At 67.2% G+C, this 17,661-nt stretch carries 14 protein-coding genes and 1 tRNA gene; 8 read left to right on the top strand and 7 right to left on the bottom strand.

The features are described from left to right. Window positions 1–70: 70 nt before the first annotated feature. Window positions 71–1,954 (bottom strand): Hint domain-containing protein, encoded by a 1,884-nt coding sequence (locus HLH27_RS05470; RefSeq protein WP_182948486.1) that lies wholly within the window; start codon window positions 1,952–1,954, stop codon window positions 71–73. 528 nt (window positions 1,955–2,482) lie between these two features. Here HLH27_RS05470 and HLH27_RS05465 point away from each other — a divergent pair. After that, entirely contained in the window at window positions 2,483–2,851 is a 369-nt protein-coding gene (locus tag HLH27_RS05465; protein WP_246375549.1) for a hypothetical protein, read from the top strand. Between the two features lie 81 nt (window positions 2,852–2,932). Here the strand turns inward: HLH27_RS05465 and HLH27_RS05460 are convergent. The 4 genes from HLH27_RS05460 to HLH27_RS05445 all read right to left on the bottom strand — a co-directional run bounded on the left by HLH27_RS05460 (window position 2,933) and on the right by HLH27_RS05445 (window position 5,907). Continuing rightward, a tRNA-Thr gene (locus HLH27_RS05460) sits at window positions 2,933–3,007 on the bottom strand. A gap of 149 nt (window positions 3,008–3,156) precedes the next feature. Continuing rightward, window positions 3,157–4,422, bottom strand: a complete 1,266-nt coding sequence (gene serA / locus HLH27_RS05455; RefSeq protein ID WP_182948484.1) for a phosphoglycerate dehydrogenase — start codon at window positions 4,420–4,422, stop codon at window positions 3,157–3,159. A gap of 112 nt (window positions 4,423–4,534) precedes the next feature. Beyond that, window positions 4,535–5,362, bottom strand: a complete 828-nt coding sequence (locus HLH27_RS05450; protein WP_182948482.1) for an inositol monophosphatase family protein — start codon at window positions 5,360–5,362, stop codon at window positions 4,535–4,537. After that, the gene (locus HLH27_RS05445; RefSeq protein ID WP_275943890.1) at window positions 5,359–5,907 is read right to left on the bottom strand and encodes a c-type cytochrome; all 549 of its coding nucleotides are present in this window, start codon (window positions 5,905–5,907) and stop codon (window positions 5,359–5,361) included. Before HLH27_RS05445 ends, HLH27_RS05450 begins: the two co-directional genes overlap by 4 nt. 147 nt (window positions 5,908–6,054) lie before the next feature. Between HLH27_RS05445 and HLH27_RS05440 the strand changes: the two genes are divergently transcribed. The 4 genes from HLH27_RS05440 to smpB all read left to right on the top strand — a co-directional run bounded on the left by HLH27_RS05440 (window position 6,055) and on the right by smpB (window position 9,186). After that, entirely contained in the window at window positions 6,055–6,810 is a 756-nt protein-coding gene (locus HLH27_RS05440) for a 3-deoxy-manno-octulosonate cytidylyltransferase (RefSeq protein WP_182948480.1), read from the top strand. Window positions 6,811–6,833: 23 nt separating this feature from the next. Beyond that, window positions 6,834–7,682, top strand: coding sequence for a prephenate dehydratase (locus HLH27_RS05435; RefSeq protein ID WP_182948478.1), 849 nt, complete (start codon window positions 6,834–6,836; stop codon window positions 7,680–7,682). Window positions 7,683–7,810: 128 nt separating this feature from the next. Continuing rightward, window positions 7,811–8,692 (top strand): 4-hydroxy-tetrahydrodipicolinate synthase, encoded by an 882-nt coding sequence (dapA, locus tag HLH27_RS05430; RefSeq protein WP_220790295.1) that lies wholly within the window; start codon window positions 7,811–7,813, stop codon window positions 8,690–8,692. Between the two features lie 5 nt (window positions 8,693–8,697). After that, window positions 8,698–9,186, top strand: a complete 489-nt coding sequence (smpB, locus tag HLH27_RS05425; protein WP_182948475.1) for an SsrA-binding protein SmpB — start codon at window positions 8,698–8,700, stop codon at window positions 9,184–9,186. 211 nt (window positions 9,187–9,397) lie between these two features. Here the strand turns inward: smpB and HLH27_RS17200 are convergent, their stop codons facing one another. Further along, window positions 9,398–10,093, bottom strand: coding sequence for a cold-shock protein (locus tag HLH27_RS17200; protein WP_182948473.1), 696 nt, complete (start codon window positions 10,091–10,093; stop codon window positions 9,398–9,400). Between the two features lie 439 nt (window positions 10,094–10,532). Here HLH27_RS17200 and HLH27_RS05415 point away from each other — a divergent pair, with 439 nt between their 5' ends. Next, window positions 10,533–11,534, top strand: coding sequence for a lipid A deacylase LpxR family protein (locus HLH27_RS05415; RefSeq protein WP_408870804.1), 1,002 nt, complete (start codon window positions 10,533–10,535; stop codon window positions 11,532–11,534). A gap of 35 nt (window positions 11,535–11,569) precedes the next feature. On the opposite strand, the gene recG is transcribed toward HLH27_RS05415, so the two are convergent. After that, on the bottom strand, window positions 11,570–13,687 hold the full coding sequence (gene recG, locus HLH27_RS05410; protein WP_182948783.1) for an ATP-dependent DNA helicase RecG: 2,118 nt from the start codon (window positions 13,685–13,687) through the stop codon (window positions 11,570–11,572). A 140-nt stretch (window positions 13,688–13,827) separates the two neighbouring features. On the opposite strand from recG, the gene HLH27_RS05405 reads away from it, so the two are divergent. Then, on the top strand, window positions 13,828–14,139 hold the full coding sequence (locus HLH27_RS05405) for an FAD assembly factor SdhE (RefSeq protein ID WP_182948471.1): 312 nt from the start codon (window positions 13,828–13,830) through the stop codon (window positions 14,137–14,139). After that, window positions 14,136–17,630 carry a transcription-repair coupling factor gene (gene mfd / locus HLH27_RS05400; protein ID WP_220790294.1) on the top strand — a complete coding sequence of 1,165 codons (3,495 nt, stop codon included), beginning with the start codon at window positions 14,136–14,138 and terminating at the stop codon, window positions 17,628–17,630. The genes HLH27_RS05405 and mfd overlap by 4 nt, the downstream gene beginning before the upstream one ends. The last annotated feature ends 31 nt before the right edge of the window (window positions 17,631–17,661 follow it).

Below are 17,661 nucleotides of genomic sequence, written 5' to 3'. Positions count from 1 at the left end.
GATGCCTGGAGGCTGCCCTGCCCCCGGGATGGGAGCAGGGCGCGGCTGGAACCGGCTGCGGCCGGGAGTATCAGGCCATTCGGGCCTCTGCCGTATCGACCGACCCGGCAGCGGCGAGGTAAGGACCGGCGGCCCTGATCTGGATGGAGAGCAGGGCAACCCCATTGGGATAGCGGGGGCCGAGCGGCAGCAGCGCATTGCCGTCGGTCCAGCGTCGGTCTTCCTGCTCCCGCGCGTTCCAGCCTGGCAGGGTCTGGTCGGTCAGGTGGGCCGTGACGTTCAGGGCGTGATTGCCTTCGAACAGCGTGATTTCGCCGACCGAGACGCCGATATGGCGGCGGTCGTCGACGAAGGGGCCGATCGTGTCGCTGGGGCGGCTGGCGCGGGAGACCAGGCGTACCGACGTGACACCGGTCGGGATCATGAAGCTGACATGGCCGTTGGCCGCGCGGGCCTTGCGGATGACCTGCCCCCTGTCGGTGACGAGATGCAGGTCCGCATCGTCGGTCAGGGCCGGGGAAGGAGCGCGGCTTTCGTGACCGGAGAGGGTCGCGCGGGTTTCGATCCGGCGGAACAGGGGCTCGGCGAACGCGCGGTCGACCCCCAGTGGCGCGGCCGCGTCTTCGGCCCAGCTCTTCCGGCGACCGCCGATGCTGAGGACGCGCCCGGTCTGACGGAAGGTGCCGCGATTGCCCGTGTCGAGATAGCTTTCGGTGAGGACGCCGTCGGCCATGATCACGGCGTGTTCTTCGGTCTCGATATGGTAATAATCGTAGGTGGCGAAGGATCTGTCGTAGAAGATCGATCGCCCGTTGACGAGCATCCGGGCCGGAACGAACCTTCCTTCGAAGAACAGGCAATGTTCGGCCGTGATCAGCATGTCCTTGTAGGGCACGCCATCGGCGATCGCGTCCTTGAGGATGCGGACCGGATATCCTGCCTCGTCATCGGGAAGGTCGGGATTGACGGTCGTCGTTTTGCTGCCGGCCCAGATCACCTTGCGCGTGGTCGTGGTGTCGGTCCGCCAGTCGAAGGCCGAGACCTCGTCACCGATGCGTACCTCTTCCACCGCGCAGTCGCCGCCCGGCATCCGGATCATGGAGCCGGCGAGGTAGCAGATGCCGACATAGGTATTCGCGCCATTATAGGTGATGGAAAGAGGATTGCTGCCCGAGCCGACCGTATAGTCCCCGGTATTCAGGGTGACCCCGCTGGCCAGTTGGGCGGTGTAGATCCCGGCTTCGGTCGATCCGTTATACAATGTAACCGTTACGGTACCGTTTGTGTTTTCGATATGATAATTGGTGATCTGCGTAACCTGGCCCTGAAATTCGATGACGTCTTTCGAGGGGTCGTAGTTGTTGACCGTCGTCAGGCTCAGATCCAGCAGCGGCCCCGAGCCGTTGGCGATCAGGGTGCCGCCGCCCGTTGAAAAATTGATCGTCGACCCGTTGAGAATATTCAAAAGGCCTGTGCCGGTGTTGAACGTGCCGCCATAGCCGATATTGATCGCCGAGCCGCTCAGCGCACCTGCGATGAGGCTGCCGGAAAAGGTCGCGGTTCCCCCGTAGACATTGATCGTCTGTGCGCTGAGTGCATTGACGGCGACGCTGATGGTCGTCGTTCCGCCAATGTAGAAAGTATTGCCCGACGCAAGGGCGACGGTCAGGTTGATGGCGCCCGTCGATCCAGGAAGGGTGACAAACGTGCCTCCGCTCAGGCCCGAGAGGAGTTCGTTGTAAGAGGACGTCCCGACGACAACGCCACCGGTGCCCAAAAGTCCGGTGCCCAGAACACCCGTGTTCAGGTTCATTGGAGCGAGAACGGACTGCCCCTGGCTGTTCTTGATACTGACGGTCCAGCTCTCGCCTCCCGCTCCCAGGGCGACAGGGCCGTTATCGACGATCGTATAGGTCAATCCGCTGGTAGTGGTCTGGGTGTATGTGGTTGACATTTCGTTTCTCCTGTTTTTTAGAAGAATACAGTCTTGTTTTTCAAACAATTTTCTATTTTGTTTCGTATAAAATTCTATTTTTCTTTGAAAAGATGATTGCTTTCGTCGAGGCTGGAACGTGGCGTTGCCATTATCCTTTCTCTTCGAAGACCGGGATTTGAAATTGTCATATAAAAGTTAACAAACACCCCCAGATGCGGTGGAAAAGCGTGGTGGGTGTTCGGGACCTGCGGCCGTCTTCGACCTCATCCGGATACGGTAGGTGCCATTGACCTGGCATGGATTGACGGGACCGGCCGATCCGGATGGAATCCCGCGCTGCCGTCCGGCACTGGCGCCGACTGCGCGGTGACGGCCGGGAACGATCGGCGTGCCTGCCGGTCGCATGAAGGAAGATGGATGATGACCGTGAAGCCGTCCCATGTCTGGAGGCCGCTCAATTGGTTCTACCGGGATCGCCACCGGGCCGACCAGCCGTCCGGGGCCCCGCGGTGGATCGACACGTTCAACGACCGCCTGGCCGTCAAGATGACCGTGATGTTCGGCAGCATCTGGTGCGTCTATATGTTTACGGTCTTCTCGCTGCTGCCGCTGGTCAATGCGTCATGGCAGGGGCCGCTGCTTTATATCAGCAACTGCATCCAGCTTGTCGCGCTGCCCGCGCTGATGGTCGGCAACGCGGTCATTGCACGCGGTACCGACCAGCGCGCGGCCGAGGACCATACGGCCCTGCTCGAAATCCTCAATGACGTGCGCGAGGAACTGGCGCAGGTGCGCGCCTTCACCGCCGGCATCGCCCAGACCCAGCAGGAGACCAGGGACCGGCCGACGGATGTCATCTCCATCGCCAACGAAGCCGTCTTTACGGTGAACGAGCCGACGGCGTCGAAATCCTGAACAGGGCAGCCGCCGCGTTCGGGGATGACCCGGCCGGGGCCGCATCTGCCGGCGGAAATAAGCGCTTTTCCTGAAATCGTATGGTGCCGGGTGAGGGATTTGAACCCCCGACCTTCGGTTTACAAAACCGCTGCACTACCGCTGTGCTAACCCGGCGGCGATGGGGTGTTGCGCCATCGTCTAGGCTATTCCGCGACATTGCGGTCCTTGGGGACCGGGGTCGGGACGTCTGCTTTTGCCTCTGTCTCCCTGACGGGTCAAGGGGCAGGGTGGGGGTGACATCGTCGCCCCGCCACCCGGTTCGGTCAGGGCTGCTGGTAGAGCAGGCGGGCCCGGATCGTGCCCTTCAGGTCGCGCAGGCGACGCAGGATGCGGTTGTCCTTGTCGATATCGCGCCCGGTTTCCGCCTCGACCACCACATAGCCCAGCTCGCCGTCCGTCTGGAGGTACTGGGCCGTGATGTTGCTGTTCTCGGCCATGAAGATCTCGTTGATCTGCAGCATGATGCCGGGAACGTTGCTGTGCACGTGCATGAAGCGGGTGCCGCGCGGGCTTTCGGGCAGTTGCACGGTCGGGAAATTGACCGCGCCGAGGGTCGAGCCCACGTCGGAATATTCGATCAGCTTGCGTGCGACCTCGACGCCGATCCGTTCCTGCGCCTCGGCGGTGGAGCCGCCGATATGCGGGCTGAGGATGACGTTGTTCAGCCCCTGGAGCGGCGAGGAGAAGGAATCGCCCGCGCCCTTGGGTTCGGTCGGGAACACGTCGATCGCCGCCCCCAGCAGGTGGCCGTCGCGCAGGGCGTCGGCCAAGGCCGCCAGGTCCACGACATTGCCGCGGGCATTGTTGATCAGGAACGAGCCGGGCTTCATCGCGCGGATCTGCTCGGCGCCGATCAGGTTCGCGGTGCTGGGCAGTTGCGGCACATGGAGGCTGACCACGTCGCTCTGCGCCAGCAGGTCGCCCAGCGTGTCGACCGGGGTGGCGTTGCCGTGGACCAGCTTGTCGATCACGTCGTGATAGATCACCCGCATGCCGAACGCCTCGGCCAGGACCGAGAGCTGCGAGCCGATCGAGCCGTAGCCGACGATGCCCAGCGTCTTGCCCCGGACTTCCCAGCTATTGGCCGCCGATTTGTTCCAGCCGCCGGCATGGCACTGCACCGAGCGGGGGAAGATCTGCCGCATCAGCATCACGATCTCGCCCATCACCAGTTCGGCGACCGAGCGGGTGTTGCTGAACGGGGCGTTGAAGACCGGAATGCCGTGGCTGCGCGCCGCCGCCAGGTTGACCTGGTTGGTGCCGATGCAGAAGCAGCCCACCGCAATCAGCCGGTCGGCGGCGGCGAGGACCTCGTCGGTCAGCTGGGTGCGGGAGCGGATACCCACGATATGCACGCCTTCCAGCGCCTCGCGCAGGGCCGCCCCTTCCAGGGCGGTCTTCAGGCGCGTGACGTTCTCGTAGCCGTTGGCTTTCAGCAGCGACACGGCGCTGTCGTGAATGCCTTCGAGAAGCAGGATGCGGATCTTGTCCTTCGGGAGGGACAGGTGGGAGGTGGCTTCGCTGCTCATCTCGAATACTCGCGTTTATTCGGTGAAGATGGTGCTCCTATCCGATCGGCGGATAAATGGATAGGGGAAGGATGGCATCGGTGCCATGTGCGCCCCGGACGGGCCAGCAGGGTCAGAGCGCCGGCAGGCCCGTATTGAGCAGGGAAACGGCGTCGGCCAGCATCGCCGGGTCGCCCACGGCCAGCACCGTGCCGTCGCCTTCGGCATGCAGCCTGCGGCCGTGCCAGTCCGTCACCCGGCCGCCGGCACCCTCTATGATGGGCACCAGGGCGGCCCAATCCCAGACCTTCATCATGCATTCCGCGACCACGTCGACCTGTCCGAGCGCCAGCAGGCCGTAGGCGTAGCAATCGCCGCCCCAGGTGACGCGCCGGGCGGCGCGGCGCAGCGTGTCCCAATGCGGGGTCGGTGCGCCCTCGATCATCTCGGGCGAGGTGCAGGACAGTTCCGCCATTTCCAGCGCGGCGCAGCGCCGGGTGCCGATGGTGCCGGGCAGGCGGGATTCGTAGCGCGTCGGCCGGCCGCGCATGCCGATCCAGCGTTCGCCGGTGATCGGCTGGTCGATGATGCCCAGCACCGGTACCCCGTCCTCGAGCAGTGCGATCAGGGTGCCGAAGGTGGGGCGGCCCGTCACGAAGGCCCGCGTGCCGTCGATCGGGTCGATCACCCAGCACCAGCGGGAGCCCGCGCGTTCCAGCCCGAATTCCTCGCCCAGTACCGCATGGTCGGGCAGGCGCTCGGCCAGGATCGCCCGGATGGTGCGTTCGGCGGTGCGGTCGGCGACGGTTACGGGGCTCTGGTCGCTCTTGTCGTCGACCGCGACCCCGGACCGGAAGAACGGACGGATCACGCATCCGGCGGCATCGGCGGCGGCCGTCGCGGCTTCCAGCAGGCGCTCGGCGTCGGGGAGGGGGCTGTCGGCCAGGGGCGTGTCGGTCATGGTTGGTGTCCTCCATCGGACAGGGTGTGCAGGTAGGCGATGACGGCCGCGCGGTCGCGGATGTCGGGCAGGCCGGGGAAGGCCATGCGGGTGCCGGGCGCGAAGCGGGCCGGGCTTTCCAGCCATGTCGACAGGGCCTCGTCGGTCCAGAGTTCGGCGTGATGTCCCGACAATGCCGGGGAGAAGATATAGCCCGGCACGTCGGCGATCGGAGTGCCGGCGACGCCGAACAGGTCGGGGCCGACCGTGGGCGGGGCGCCTTTGGTGAAACTGTGGCATGTCGTGCAGGAGCGCGCCGCAAGGGCCTGCCCGGCCCTGGGGTCGGCATGGGCGAGGGCCTCGGCAATCGACAGGCCGGCGGCGGCGCCCGGGGGCTCGGGCAGGGCGAAGGCCGGACGGAGGGGGATGGCGGGCGGCACGGCCAGGTACCCGACCCAGACGCTGGCCGCCGCCGCCAGCGCGGTCAGCAGGATCGCGGCGCCGATGCGATTGGCGTCGTGGCTGTCCATCCGGGATACGATGCTCCATCCGTGTTTCGGTTGCATGCGGGCCGGTCCTTACCTAGACTGCCGCCCGCCTTGTGTGAAGCAGCGTGGGATCGTGCCGATGGGCCGGAGCGCATGTCCGCAGCGGCGTTTCCCCGGCCGGACGTTTCCGCCGCTTTCGTGTGTCAAGGCCCCCTGCGTGTCCGCATGAATCCAATTGTCATCATACCCGCCCGCATGGCCTCGACGCGCCTGCCGGGCAAGCCGCTGGCCATGATCGGCGACCGGCCCATGATCCTGCATGTGCTGGAGCGTGCGCGCGCCGCCAATATCGGGCCGGTGGTGGTCGCGGTGGCCGAAGCCGAGCTGGCGCAGGTGGTGGCCGAGGCGGGGGGCACCGCCGTTTTGACCGATCCCGCGCTGCCTTCGGGCTCCGACCGGGTGTGGCACGCGCTTGCGACCGTCGACCCCGATGGCCGGCATGACGTGGTGGTGAATCTGCAGGGCGACCTGCCGGGGCTGGCGCCGGAGACCCTGGCCGCCGCCCTGCTGCCGCTGGCCGACCGGGCGGTGGATATCGGGACGCTGGTCGCCCCGGTCACGGAACCCGGCGAGGCGCGGTCGGAATCGGTGGTGAAGGTTGCGTGCGCCTTTCCCGATGCCGCATCCGATGCCGCCCCGCGCGCGGTGGCGCGGGCGCTGTATTTTTCACGGGCGGCGGTCCCGTGGGGAGAAGGGGCGTTGTGGCATCATGTCGGGATCTATGCCTATCGCCGGGCGGCGCTGGCGCGGTTCGTGGCCCTGCCGGAAGCGGCGTTGGAGAGGCGTGAGAAACTGGAACAGCTCAGGGCCCTGGAGGCCGGAATGACGATCGGATGCGCCCGGATCGGGGTGGCGCCGTTCGGCGTGGACACGCCGGCGGACCTGGAGCGCGCGCGCCGCATGCTGGCGGACGTGGCATGAGCGGCGGGCCGTCGATTCCTGACATGGGAATCATCGCCTTTCAGGGGCGGCCGGGGGCGTATTCCGACCTGGCATGCCGGCAGGCCTTTCCGGGCTGGACGACGCTGCCGTGCGAAACCTTTGCCGATGCGATCGCGGCGGTCCATGATGGGCGCGCCGACCTGGGCATGCTGGCCTGCGAGAACAGCCTGGCCGGCCGGGTGCCCGATATCCATGCCCTGCTGCCGCAGGCGGGGCTGAACATTGTCGGCGAGCATTTCCAGCGGGTCGAGCATTGCCTGCTGGGCGTTCCCGGCAGCACGATCGCCCAGGCCCGACGGGTCCATACCCATCCGGTCGCCATGGGGCAGATCCGTGGCATCATCGAGGCGCTGGGCCTGACCCCGGTGGTGGAATTCGACACGGCGGGCGCGGCCGAGCTGGTGGCCCGGTGGAACAATCCCGAAGACGTGGCCGTGGCGTCGGCACTGGCGGCGGAGTTGAACGGGCTGGTGGTGCTGCGCCATAATGTCGAGGACGCGGCGCATAATACGACCCGGTTCTATATCACGTCGCGCGATGCGGTCCGGCCGCCGCCGGGGCAGGCGGGCACGGTGACGACCGTGCTGTTCCGTGTGCGCAATACGGCCGGCGCGCTGTACAAGGTGCTGGGCGGCTTTGCGACCAACGGCGTGAACATGACGCGGCTGGAGAGCTACATGCTGGACGGGTCGTTCGCCGCCACGCAGTTTCTGCTGGATGTCGAGGGGCACCCCGAGGACGAGCCGTTGGGGCAGGCGCTGGCGGAACTGGCCTTCTTCTCCGAAACATCCGCGATTCTGGGGGTTTATCCGGGCTCGCCGTTTCGTGGGCAGGCGGCGCCGGGCCGATGAAGGTTGCGTAGCCACCGTGCCCGGCATTAACACGATGGATTAACAGAACAGGCAGGATCACGATCCTGCCGGGTCGGCCCGAGGGGGCGGCCCATGTCACAGCCTGCGAGATTCGAGTGGAAACGACTATGTTCAAGGGTTCGATCACGGCCCTGATTACGCCGATGAACGATGACGGATCGCTGGATTTTCCGGCCCTGGGCCGGTTCCTCGACTGGCAGGTCACGGAAGGGTCGTCGGGCGTCGTGCCGATGGGCACCACGGGCGAAAGCCCGACCCTGACGCATGACGAACATGCGCGGGTGGTCGAATATACGGTCCAGCTCGTGGCCGGCCGGGTGCCCGTCATTGCCGGTGCCGGGTCGAACAGCACCGCCGAGGCCGTTGCCATGGCCCGCCACGCCAAGGCGGCGGGTGCCGATGCCGTGCTGGTCGTCGCGCCCTATTACAACAAGCCGACGCAGGAAGGGCTGTACCGCCATTTCATGGCGGTTGCCGATGCGACCGACCTGCCGCTGGTCGTCTACAACATTCCCGGCCGGTCGGTGGTCGAGGTCTCGGTCGAGACCATGGCGCGGCTGGCGCGCCATGCCCGGATCATCGGTGTGAAGGATGCCACCGCCAACCTGCTGCGGCCGATCCAGGTGCGGCGGGCGATCGGCCACAAGCCGTTCAACCAGCTTTCGGGCGAGGACGGGACCGTGGTGTCGTTCCTGGCCGCTGGTGGGGACGGGTGCATCAGCGTGACCTCGAATGTCGCGCCGCGCCTGTGCGCCGAGCTGCATCGGGCATGGCAGGACGGGCGTGTGGCCGACGCGATGGCCTTGCAGGACCGGCTGTCGCCGCTGCACGACGCATTGTTCTGCGAAAGCAATCCGGGGCCCGTGAAATATGCCGCCAGCCTGCTAGGGCTGGCGGGCGAGACCTGCCGCCTGCCGCTGGCGCCCCTGACGGACGAATCCCGCACCAAGGTGCGTGAGGCGCTGGCCGCCGTCGGCCTGCTGAACTGACGATCATGGCCGAGAAAAACAAGAGCGGCATGATTTCGCACGGGATCGCGGCGCAGAATCGCAAGGGACGGTTCGATTACACGATCCTGGAGACGGTCGAGGCCGGGCTGGTGCTGAAGGGGCCGGAGGTCAAGAGCCTGCGCATGGGGCGGGCCACGATCAACGAGGCCTATGCCGGCGACCGGAATGGCGAGATCTGGCTGTTCAACAGCTATATCCCCGAATATCAGGGCGGTGTGCTGTCGCGCTTCGAACCCCGCGCGCCGCGCAAGCTGCTGCTGCACGGCAAGCAGGTGAACAAGCTGCTGGGGGCCGTGGCGCGTGAAGGCGTGACGCTGGTGCCGCTGGATATCCATTTCAATGCCCGTGGCCTGGCCAAGGTCACGCTGGGGATCGGCGAAGGGCGCAAGAAAGCCGACAAGCGCCATGCGATCGCGGAACGCGACTGGCAGCGCGACAAGGCGCGGCTGATGCGCAACAAGGGCAAGGAATAGGCCGTTCGGCCGCATTGCCCGGCGCTATCTGGTTGTCTTGACGGTTTCTTCGGGGCGGCGGGGTGCGTGCGTCCGGCCGTGATCTGCTTTGGTGTGTGCCGCACGCCTGCGAAGGCGCGGGAGCAATGCCTTTCGGACAGAAACAGAGGCCAAACGAAAACAGGGCCGCCCGAGGGCGACCCTGCTTATCGATCGGGCTGAAGCAGCCGGATCAGTCGACGCTGATCGACGCGGCCTCGGGGCCCTTCTGGCCCTGGACGACCTGCACGTTCGCCGTCTGGCCTTCCGTCAGGCCGGTCAGGCCCGAACGCTCCAGAGCCGAAGCGTGGACGAAGATGTCCTTGCCGCCGGTTTCCGGGGTGATGAAGCCGAAGCCCTTCGTGGCGTTGTACCACTTCACGATGCCGCGCATGTCCTGCGCGTGCGACAGGTCGGGGGCCGGACGGGCCGGACGACCGCCGAAGCCGCCGGGGGCACGCGGGGCGCCGGGGCCGGCGCCGAAGCCGCGCGGACGTTCCGGCTGGGCCGTGCTCTCGTCAACCGAAACCACCGAAGCGACCTGACGACCCTTCGGGCCCTGGCCGATGCGGACCACCAGCGTCGTGCCGGGGGAGACGGAGCTGTGCCCGCTCTGCGCCAGCGCGTTGGCGTGAAGGAAGACGTCGCCCGAACCGTCGGCCAGTTCGACGAAGCCGAAGCCCTTCTCGCTGTTGAACCACTTCACGGAGGCACTGATCTCCGGTCCCGAGGCGATCACCTGGGAGGGGGCGCCACCGCCACCGCCCATCGGGCGACGGGGTGCACCGCTGCTGCCACGATCACCAAACGTCGGCGGCGACATGAAATCGTCGTCAAATCCGCCGCGGCGCGGGGAACGGGGGCTGCGGTCGGTCCTGTTACTTCTCAACGGTCGTAATCCCGAGGTCTAGTTGGCGGGTCCTGTCCCAGGAGCCACCGGATGAAGAAATTTTGCTGGATCAAGGCATTACACAACCGTTCTCCGAACCGCCTGAGCGGCCGTGGCGGACAGCATCCTTTCCCCGCGCGGACCCTAGCACGAATGCGTCGGCGTCCAATACAGATAAGCATATCTTCCGCCCGTGGTTCCATACATGTTGTCATCTTTAATATGACCAACGATTAATGTTCGCAGCCCCGTGAGGGCGGCCCGCACATTCGTTATGACGGTGGGCCGGGGTGGTGCCAGCCGATCATGAAAATCGCCCATGGGCTTTCTCGAAACGCCGGGACGTTTTAGACAAGCGATGGGCGCGGTCGGATACGGCGCCGCGCAGGGGAAAGGGAAGCTGATGGGCCAGACAAAGACGGAAAAAACAGCCCTTTGGATGGCGCGGGCCGGTACGCTGGCCGGAATGGGATGCCTGGCGGCAGCCGTTTGCGCCCCGGCCCATGCCACGCCGTTGCAGGACCCGTACGGAACCTGGACGATCCAGGGGGAAAACGACGCGGTCTCCACCCTGAAGGGCACGTCCGACCAGTATTATACCAGCGGCCTGCGCGTGAACTGGACATCGGGCACCGACAACCAGCCCGCCCCGATCGAGACGATCAACCATGCCATCATGGGCGCCGGCGTCACCCGCATCAGCCTGGGCCTGCAGCAGCTTATCTATACGCCGACCGATACGCAGATCAGCGTGCCGTCGTCGCGCGACCGGCCCTATTCGAGCCTGCTGCTGGGAACGGTCAACCTGATCAACGATACCGATCTCTCGCGCTCGGTATTCGGGATCCAGGTCGGCGTGATGGGCCCGGCGGGGCTGGGCCAGCAATTGCAGAACGGCTTCCACGGCGCGATCGGGGATACGAAGAACCTGGGCTGGAAGCACCAGTTGCAGAACCAGCCGATCTTCCAGGTGCAGGCCGGCCGGACCTGGCGGTTTCCGCTGGCCGATGTCTACGGTGTTTCGATGGACATGCTGCCGGCGACCTCGGCTGCGATCGGCGATTACCGGATCTATGGCTCGGTGGCCGATACGTTCCGCATCGGCCAGGGGCTGAACAGCGATTTCGGCACGCCCACCATCGGGGCGGGCACGGACGGGACCGACGCCTATCGGCTCAGCCGGCCGGTGGCGTGGTATGTCTTCGGCAACGTGACCGGCTATGCGGTCGGGTACGATGCCACCTTGCAGGGCAACACCATCCGCAGCAATTCGCCGCATGTGCCGGTGAAGTGGGATGTGGGCGAGATCCATGCCGGCGTCGCGATCATGTGGCACGGCATGCGCCTGTCCTACAGCCAGGTGTGGCAGACCCAGCAGTTCCGCGGCGCGCGCAGCGGGCTGTTCAATTACGGGTCGCTGGCCCTGTCCGCGAAATTCTGAGCGGCCGGCCTCTTTATGGCAATGAGAGGAACGACCTAGCCCGATCGTAAGGTTCGGGCGGCGTCGTGCCGGTCGAACAGTGCCACGGCCAGGGCGATTGCGCCGCGCCTGGCCTCCGCACCGCCTTCGACGATCCGTTGCGCGTCCTGGGCGGCGATGGTCACCAGCAGGTCCAGCCGTGCGCCGGTTGCCAGCCGCAGGTCCGGCAGGCCGGACTGGCGGCGCCCCGTCAGGTCGCCGCCGCCGCGCAGGCGGAAATCCTCGTCGGCGATCAGGAAGCCGTCTTCGGTATCGCGCAGCAGGGCCAGCCGGCGCCGCGCCGTCTTGCCCAGCGCGTCGTCGTGCAGCAGCAGGCAGAACGATTCGGCGCCGCCGCGGCCGACGCGGCCGCGCAACTGATGCAATTGCGCCAGGCCGAACCGCTCGGCATGTTCGATCACCATCACCGTGGCGGCAGGGATGTCGACCCCGACCTCGATCACCGTCGTCGCGACCAGGATGCGTGTCTTGCCGGCGGCGAAATCGGCGATCGCGGCCTCGCGCACCGCGATGTCCTGCTGGCCGTGCGCCAGCCCCACCACGGGCCCGAATCGCTCGGCCAGCACCGCGAAGCGCGCTTCGGCCGCCGCGATGTCCAGCGCCTCGCTCTCGCTGACCAGGGGGCAGACCCAGAATACGCGCGCGCCGCCCGCGATGGCGCGGCCGATTCCATCCAGCAGGTCGGCCAGGGACGCCATGGCGTGCATCGAGGTGCGGATCGGCAGTCGCCCCGCCGGCTTTTCGTCCAGGCGGCTGACCTGCATCTCGCCCCACTGGGTCAGGAGCAGGGTGCGGGGAATCGGGGTGGCGGTCATGACCAGGATATCGGTCAAATGGCCTTTCTCGCCCAGCAGGAGGCGCTGTTCGACGCCGAACCGGTGCTGTTCGTCGATGACCGCCAAGGCCAGGTCGGCGAAGGCCACCTTGTCCTGGAACAGCGCGTGCGTGCCCACCACCAGCGGCGCGCGGCCGGAGGCGATGTCCTCCAGCACGTCGCGGCGCGCCCGACCCTTGACGCTGCCGCTGAGGAAGGCGACCGGGACGGGGGCCAGCCTGGTGAAGGTGGCCAGGTGCTGGCGGGCCAGGATCTCGGTCGGTGCCATCAGCACAGCCTGGTGCCCGGCCTCTACCGCGCCCAGCATCGCCTGCAGGGCCACCAGGGTCTTGCCCGCGCCGACATCGCCCTGCACCAGCCGCAGCATCGGGCTGGGGGAGGCAAGATCGGCATCGATCTCGCGCAGGGCGCGGGTCTGGGCGCCGGTGGGGGTATGGCCGAAACGCTCCAGCGCGGTGGCGCGCAGGGTCCCGGTGGCCACGACCGCGCGGCCGGGGCGGTTGCGGTTGCGCCGCCTGGCCTCGGCCATCGCCACCTGTTCGGCCAGCAATTCGTCGCACGCCAGGCGCAGGCGTGCCCGTTCGGACGCGGCGGCGTAGGCATCGCCCTTCAGCAGGTCGGGGAATTCATCGGGGCAATGCAGCTGGCGCAGCGCGGTTTCGAAATCCGGCCAGTGCCGTCGTGCGACCAGGGTCGGGTCCAGCCATTCGGGCAGGGTGGGGAAGCGCAGGAAAGCCTGCCGCAGCGCGTTGCGGACATGGCGGGGAAAAAGGCCCGCCGTCAGCGGCCAGACCGGGTCCAGCATCGGGATGCGCCCGATATCGCCGCCCTGCACGATATGATCGGGGTTGGCGATCGAGAGCCGGTCGCCGAATTCGTCCAGCATGCCCGAGACCGCGACCGCGCTGCCGACGACCATCTGCCGCGCCTGGTAGGGCGAGAAGAAGGCCAGGTCGATCGCCCCGCTGCCGTCCGACAGGCGCACCCGCCATGGCTGGCGCGAGCCCCGCGCGGGGGCGTCCACCCGCTGCACGGTGCCCGACAGGGTGCAGATCCGGCCCGGTATGGCGTCGCGCATCGGGGGACGATAGCGGCGGTCGACGACGGATTCGGGAAGATGGAACAGCAGGTCGGCCACGCGTATGCCACCGGCCGCGCGCGCCAGCAGCTTGGCGGTGGCGGCGCCGACCCCGGGCAGCGAGGCAAGCGGGGCCAGAAGGGGGCCGAGGAGGCCCGATGAATCGTCCTGGATGGTGGTATCGGACACGCTGGGCTCGATCGATCCTCAATGCCCCGGTTCGTTTTCGTCGGGGGCCGTTTCTCGGGGCCGGTGCGACTGCCGGGCTGACAGGACCCTGACGGAGGGCTATAGGACAGCAACGCGAAGGAACAAAACGAAACCATATCTGGGCAGGTACCATGTCCCTCGACATACCGGACTTTTCGACCCTCGATCCGCGCCGTCGCCGGATCTATTTCCGCGCGACGCATCGCGGCACGCATGAAACGGACATTCTGATCGGCGGCTTTGTGGCGCCCCGTCTGGCGGCGATGTCGGATGCGGAGATGGACGCGCTGGAAGCGGTGATGGACCTGCCCGATGCCGATCTGGCTGACTGGCTGAGCGGCCGCAAGCCCGTGCCGGCCGAGGTCGACTGCCCGATGATGCGCGCCATCATCGCCGACGCCAACGATCCCGCCCGGCAGGCCGCGATCCGGGGAGAACGATGACAGCAGAGGGAAGGGACCACGCCGCCGCGCCGGCCGCCGGGCATGCCGGCTGGGTGAATGTCTGGGGCGTGCCGGACGGGTATGACGCCTTCCTGGTCGCCCGGCGTGCGCGCGAGCATGATGGGCCGGTGCTGCATGTCGCGCGCGACGATGCGGGCATGGCGCGGATCGGCGACCTGCTCGCCTTCATCGCGCCGAATGCCGAGATCCTGCGCTTTCCGGCGTGGGACTGCCTTCCCTATGATCGGGTGTCGCCCAACCCGGCGATCGTCGCCGAACGGGTCGCCACCCTGACGCGATTGCTGGAGCCCGCGAAGGGCCCGCGCATCGTGCTGACCACGGTCGGCGGGCTGGTCCAGCGGGTGACGCCCCGCGCCGCCTTTCGCGGCCAGTCGCTGACGGTGGCCACCGGCGACAATCTGGATCAGGAATTCCTGATCGAGCTGCTGGTGACCAACGGCTACAACCGCACCGATACGGTGATGGAACCGGGCGAATTCGCGACCCGGGGCGGTATCTTCGACATCTTCCCCTCCGGCGAGGCCGAGCCGGTGCGGCTGGACCTGTTCGGCGACGAGGTCGAGAATATCCGTCGCTTCGACCCCGCCACCCAGCGGTCATCCGAGCGGCTGGACCGGTTCGTGATGCGTCCGGTGGCCGATTTCAGCCTCGATCAGGCCAGTATCTCGCGGTTTCGCACGGGGTGGCGCGATCTGTTCGGGCCGGCCGCCGCTGCCGATCCGCTCTACCAGCATGTCTCCGACGGGCGGCGTCATGCGGGGCTGGAGCACTGGCTGCCGCTGTTCTACGAACATCTGGAAACGCTGGTCGATTACCTGCCTTCCGTCGCCATCGTCATGGCCCATCAGGCGGACGAGGTCCTGTCGGCGCGGCTGGAAATGATCGCCGACCATTTCGAGGCGCGGCGCCAGCCGGTGCGTGAGGGCGAGGTTCCGTACCGTCCGCTGCCGCCGCACCTGATGTATCTGGACCGCAAGGGATGGGACGGCATGCTGTCCGGCCATCCGGTGGTGGTGTTCAACCCGTTCTCGCGCCCCGATGGGGCCGAGGGCATCGATGCGCTCGGGCGGCCGGGCATCCTGTTCGCGCGCTCGGTGGTGGACGGATCGCGCGAGAACGTCTTTGCCATGCTCGACGCGCAGGTCCGGCAATGGGCCGAGACGGGGCGCCGGGTCTATCTGTCGGCCTGGACCCGTGGCTCGCGCGAGCGGATCGCCTCCTTGCTGCGCGAACATGGCATGCGGGTCGAAACCTTCGAGACCTGGGCGCAGGCGCATGAGCTGCCGGCCGGTACCGTGGGGCTGCTGACGCTGGGGCTGGAGCGCGGTTTCATCGCCGACAATCTGGCATTCGTGTCCGAGCAGGATCTGCTGGGCGAGCGGATTTCACGCCCGCCGCGCCGCCGCAAGCGGGCCGACCAGTTCATTGCCGAGGCATCGGAGATCGCCGAGGGCGACCTGGTGGTGCATCAGGATTACGGCATCGGCCGGTATGACGGGCTGGAGACGGTTGCCGTCGGCAGCGCGCCGCATGACTGCCTGCGCCTGGTCTATGACGGCAGCGAGAAGCTGTTCCTGCCGGTCGAGAATATCGAGCTGCTCAGCCGCTTCGGGTCCGACCAGGCCGGGGTGGCGCTGGACAAGCTGGGCGGAGCGTCGTGGCAGAACCGCAAGTCGCGGATGAAGCAGCGCATCCGCGACATGGCGGGCGAGCTGATCCGCACCGCCGCGATGCGCGCCCTGCGCGAGGCGCCCAGCCTGACCCCGGCGGAAGGGCTGTGGGACGAATTCTGCAGCCGCTTCCCCTTCGCCGAGACCGAGGACCAATCCCGCGCCATCGTCGACGTGCTGGAGGATATGGGCTCCGGCCGGCCGATGGATCGCCTGGTCTGCGGCGATGTCGGGTTCGGCAAGACCGAGGTCGCGCTGCGCGCGGCGTTCGTGGCCGCGATGTCGGGCGCGCAGGTCGCGGTGGTGGTGCCGACCACGCTGCTGGCGCGGCAGCATTTCCGCACCTTCTCGGCCCGGTTTGCGGGGCTGCCGGTCACGGTGGCGCAATTGTCGCGCATGGTGACGGCCAAGGACGCGGCTGCGGTACGCAAGGGACTAGCCGACGGCACGATCAACATCATCATCGGCACCCACGCCCTGCTGGCCAAGGGGGTGCAGTTCGCCGATCTGGGGCTGCTGATCATCGACGAGGAGCAGCATTTCGGCGTCGCCCACAAGGAGAAGCTGAAGGCGTTGCGCGAGGACGTGCATGTCCTGACCCTGTCGGCCACCCCGCTGCCGCGCACCCTGCAACTGGCGCTGACCGGCGTGCGGGAGATGAGCCTGATCGCCACCCCGCCGACCGACCGGCTGGCGGTGCGCACCTTCATCATGCCCTTCGACAGCGTGGTGATCCGCGAGGCGATCCAGCGCGAGCGGTTCCGGGGCGGGCAGATCTTCTGCGTGGTGCCGCGGATCGAGGATCTGGACCGCATGGGGGCGCGTTTGCAGGAAATCGTGCCCGATGCGCGACTGGTGCAGGCCCATGGACGCCTGACCCCGACCGAGCTGGAACGGGTGATGACCGAATTCAGCGATGGCAAATACGACATCCTGCTCTCCACCAATATCGTGGAAAGCGGGCTGGACATGCCGGCGGTGAACACGCTGATCATCCATCGGGCCGACATGTTCGGCCTTGGGCAGCTCTACCAGCTGCGCGGACGCGTCGGGCGCGGCAAGCAGCGCGGCTATGCCTATCTGACCTGGCCGCAGACCCATGTGCTCTCGGCCGCCGCCGAGAAGCGGCTGGAAGTCATGCAGACGCTGGACACGCTGGGCGCGGGCTTTACCCTGGCCTCGCACGATCTGGACCTGCGCGGCGCGGGCAATCTGCTGGGCGACGAGCAGTCGGGCCATATCCGCGAGGTCGGGATCGAGCTCTACCAGCAGATGCTGGAGGACGCGGTGGCGGAACTGCGTGCCGAGAAGGGGCGGCGCAAGGCCGAGGACCGGGACTGGACGCCGAACATCATCCTGGGCCTGCCGGTGCTGATTCCTGAAGCCTATGTGCCGGACCTGCCGGTGCGGCTGGGGCTGTATCGCCGCATCGCCGGGCTGGCGAACGATGCCGAGATCGAGGCGATGGAGGCCGAACTGGTCGACCGGTTCGGCACGCTGCCCGATCCGGTGCGTAACCTGCTGGATGTCGTCGCGATCAAGCGCCTGTGCCGCGAGGCGGGGGTCGAGCGGCTGGAGGCCGGGCCCAAGGGGATGGTGATCCAGTTCCGGGGCAATCATTTCGCCAACCCGGCCGGGCTGGTAGCATGGATGGCGAAGCAGAAAGAGGGCAATGTGCGGCTGCGCCCCGACCACAAGCTGGCGCTGGTGCGGGAGATGACCAACGCACAGCGCATTCGCCTGGCAAAGGACACGGTCCAGGCGCTGGGTCGCCTGGCGGAGCAGGAGAAGGCGGCCTGACGACACACCCCGCGGGTGGTGACGGACACGC

Origin of the sequence: Gluconacetobacter takamatsuzukensis, assembly GCF_014174275.1 — a bacterium.
Taxonomy (GTDB): Bacteria; Pseudomonadota; Alphaproteobacteria; order Acetobacterales; family Acetobacteraceae; genus Gluconacetobacter; species Gluconacetobacter takamatsuzukensis.
This window is presented reverse-complemented; position numbering and strand designations above follow the sequence as displayed.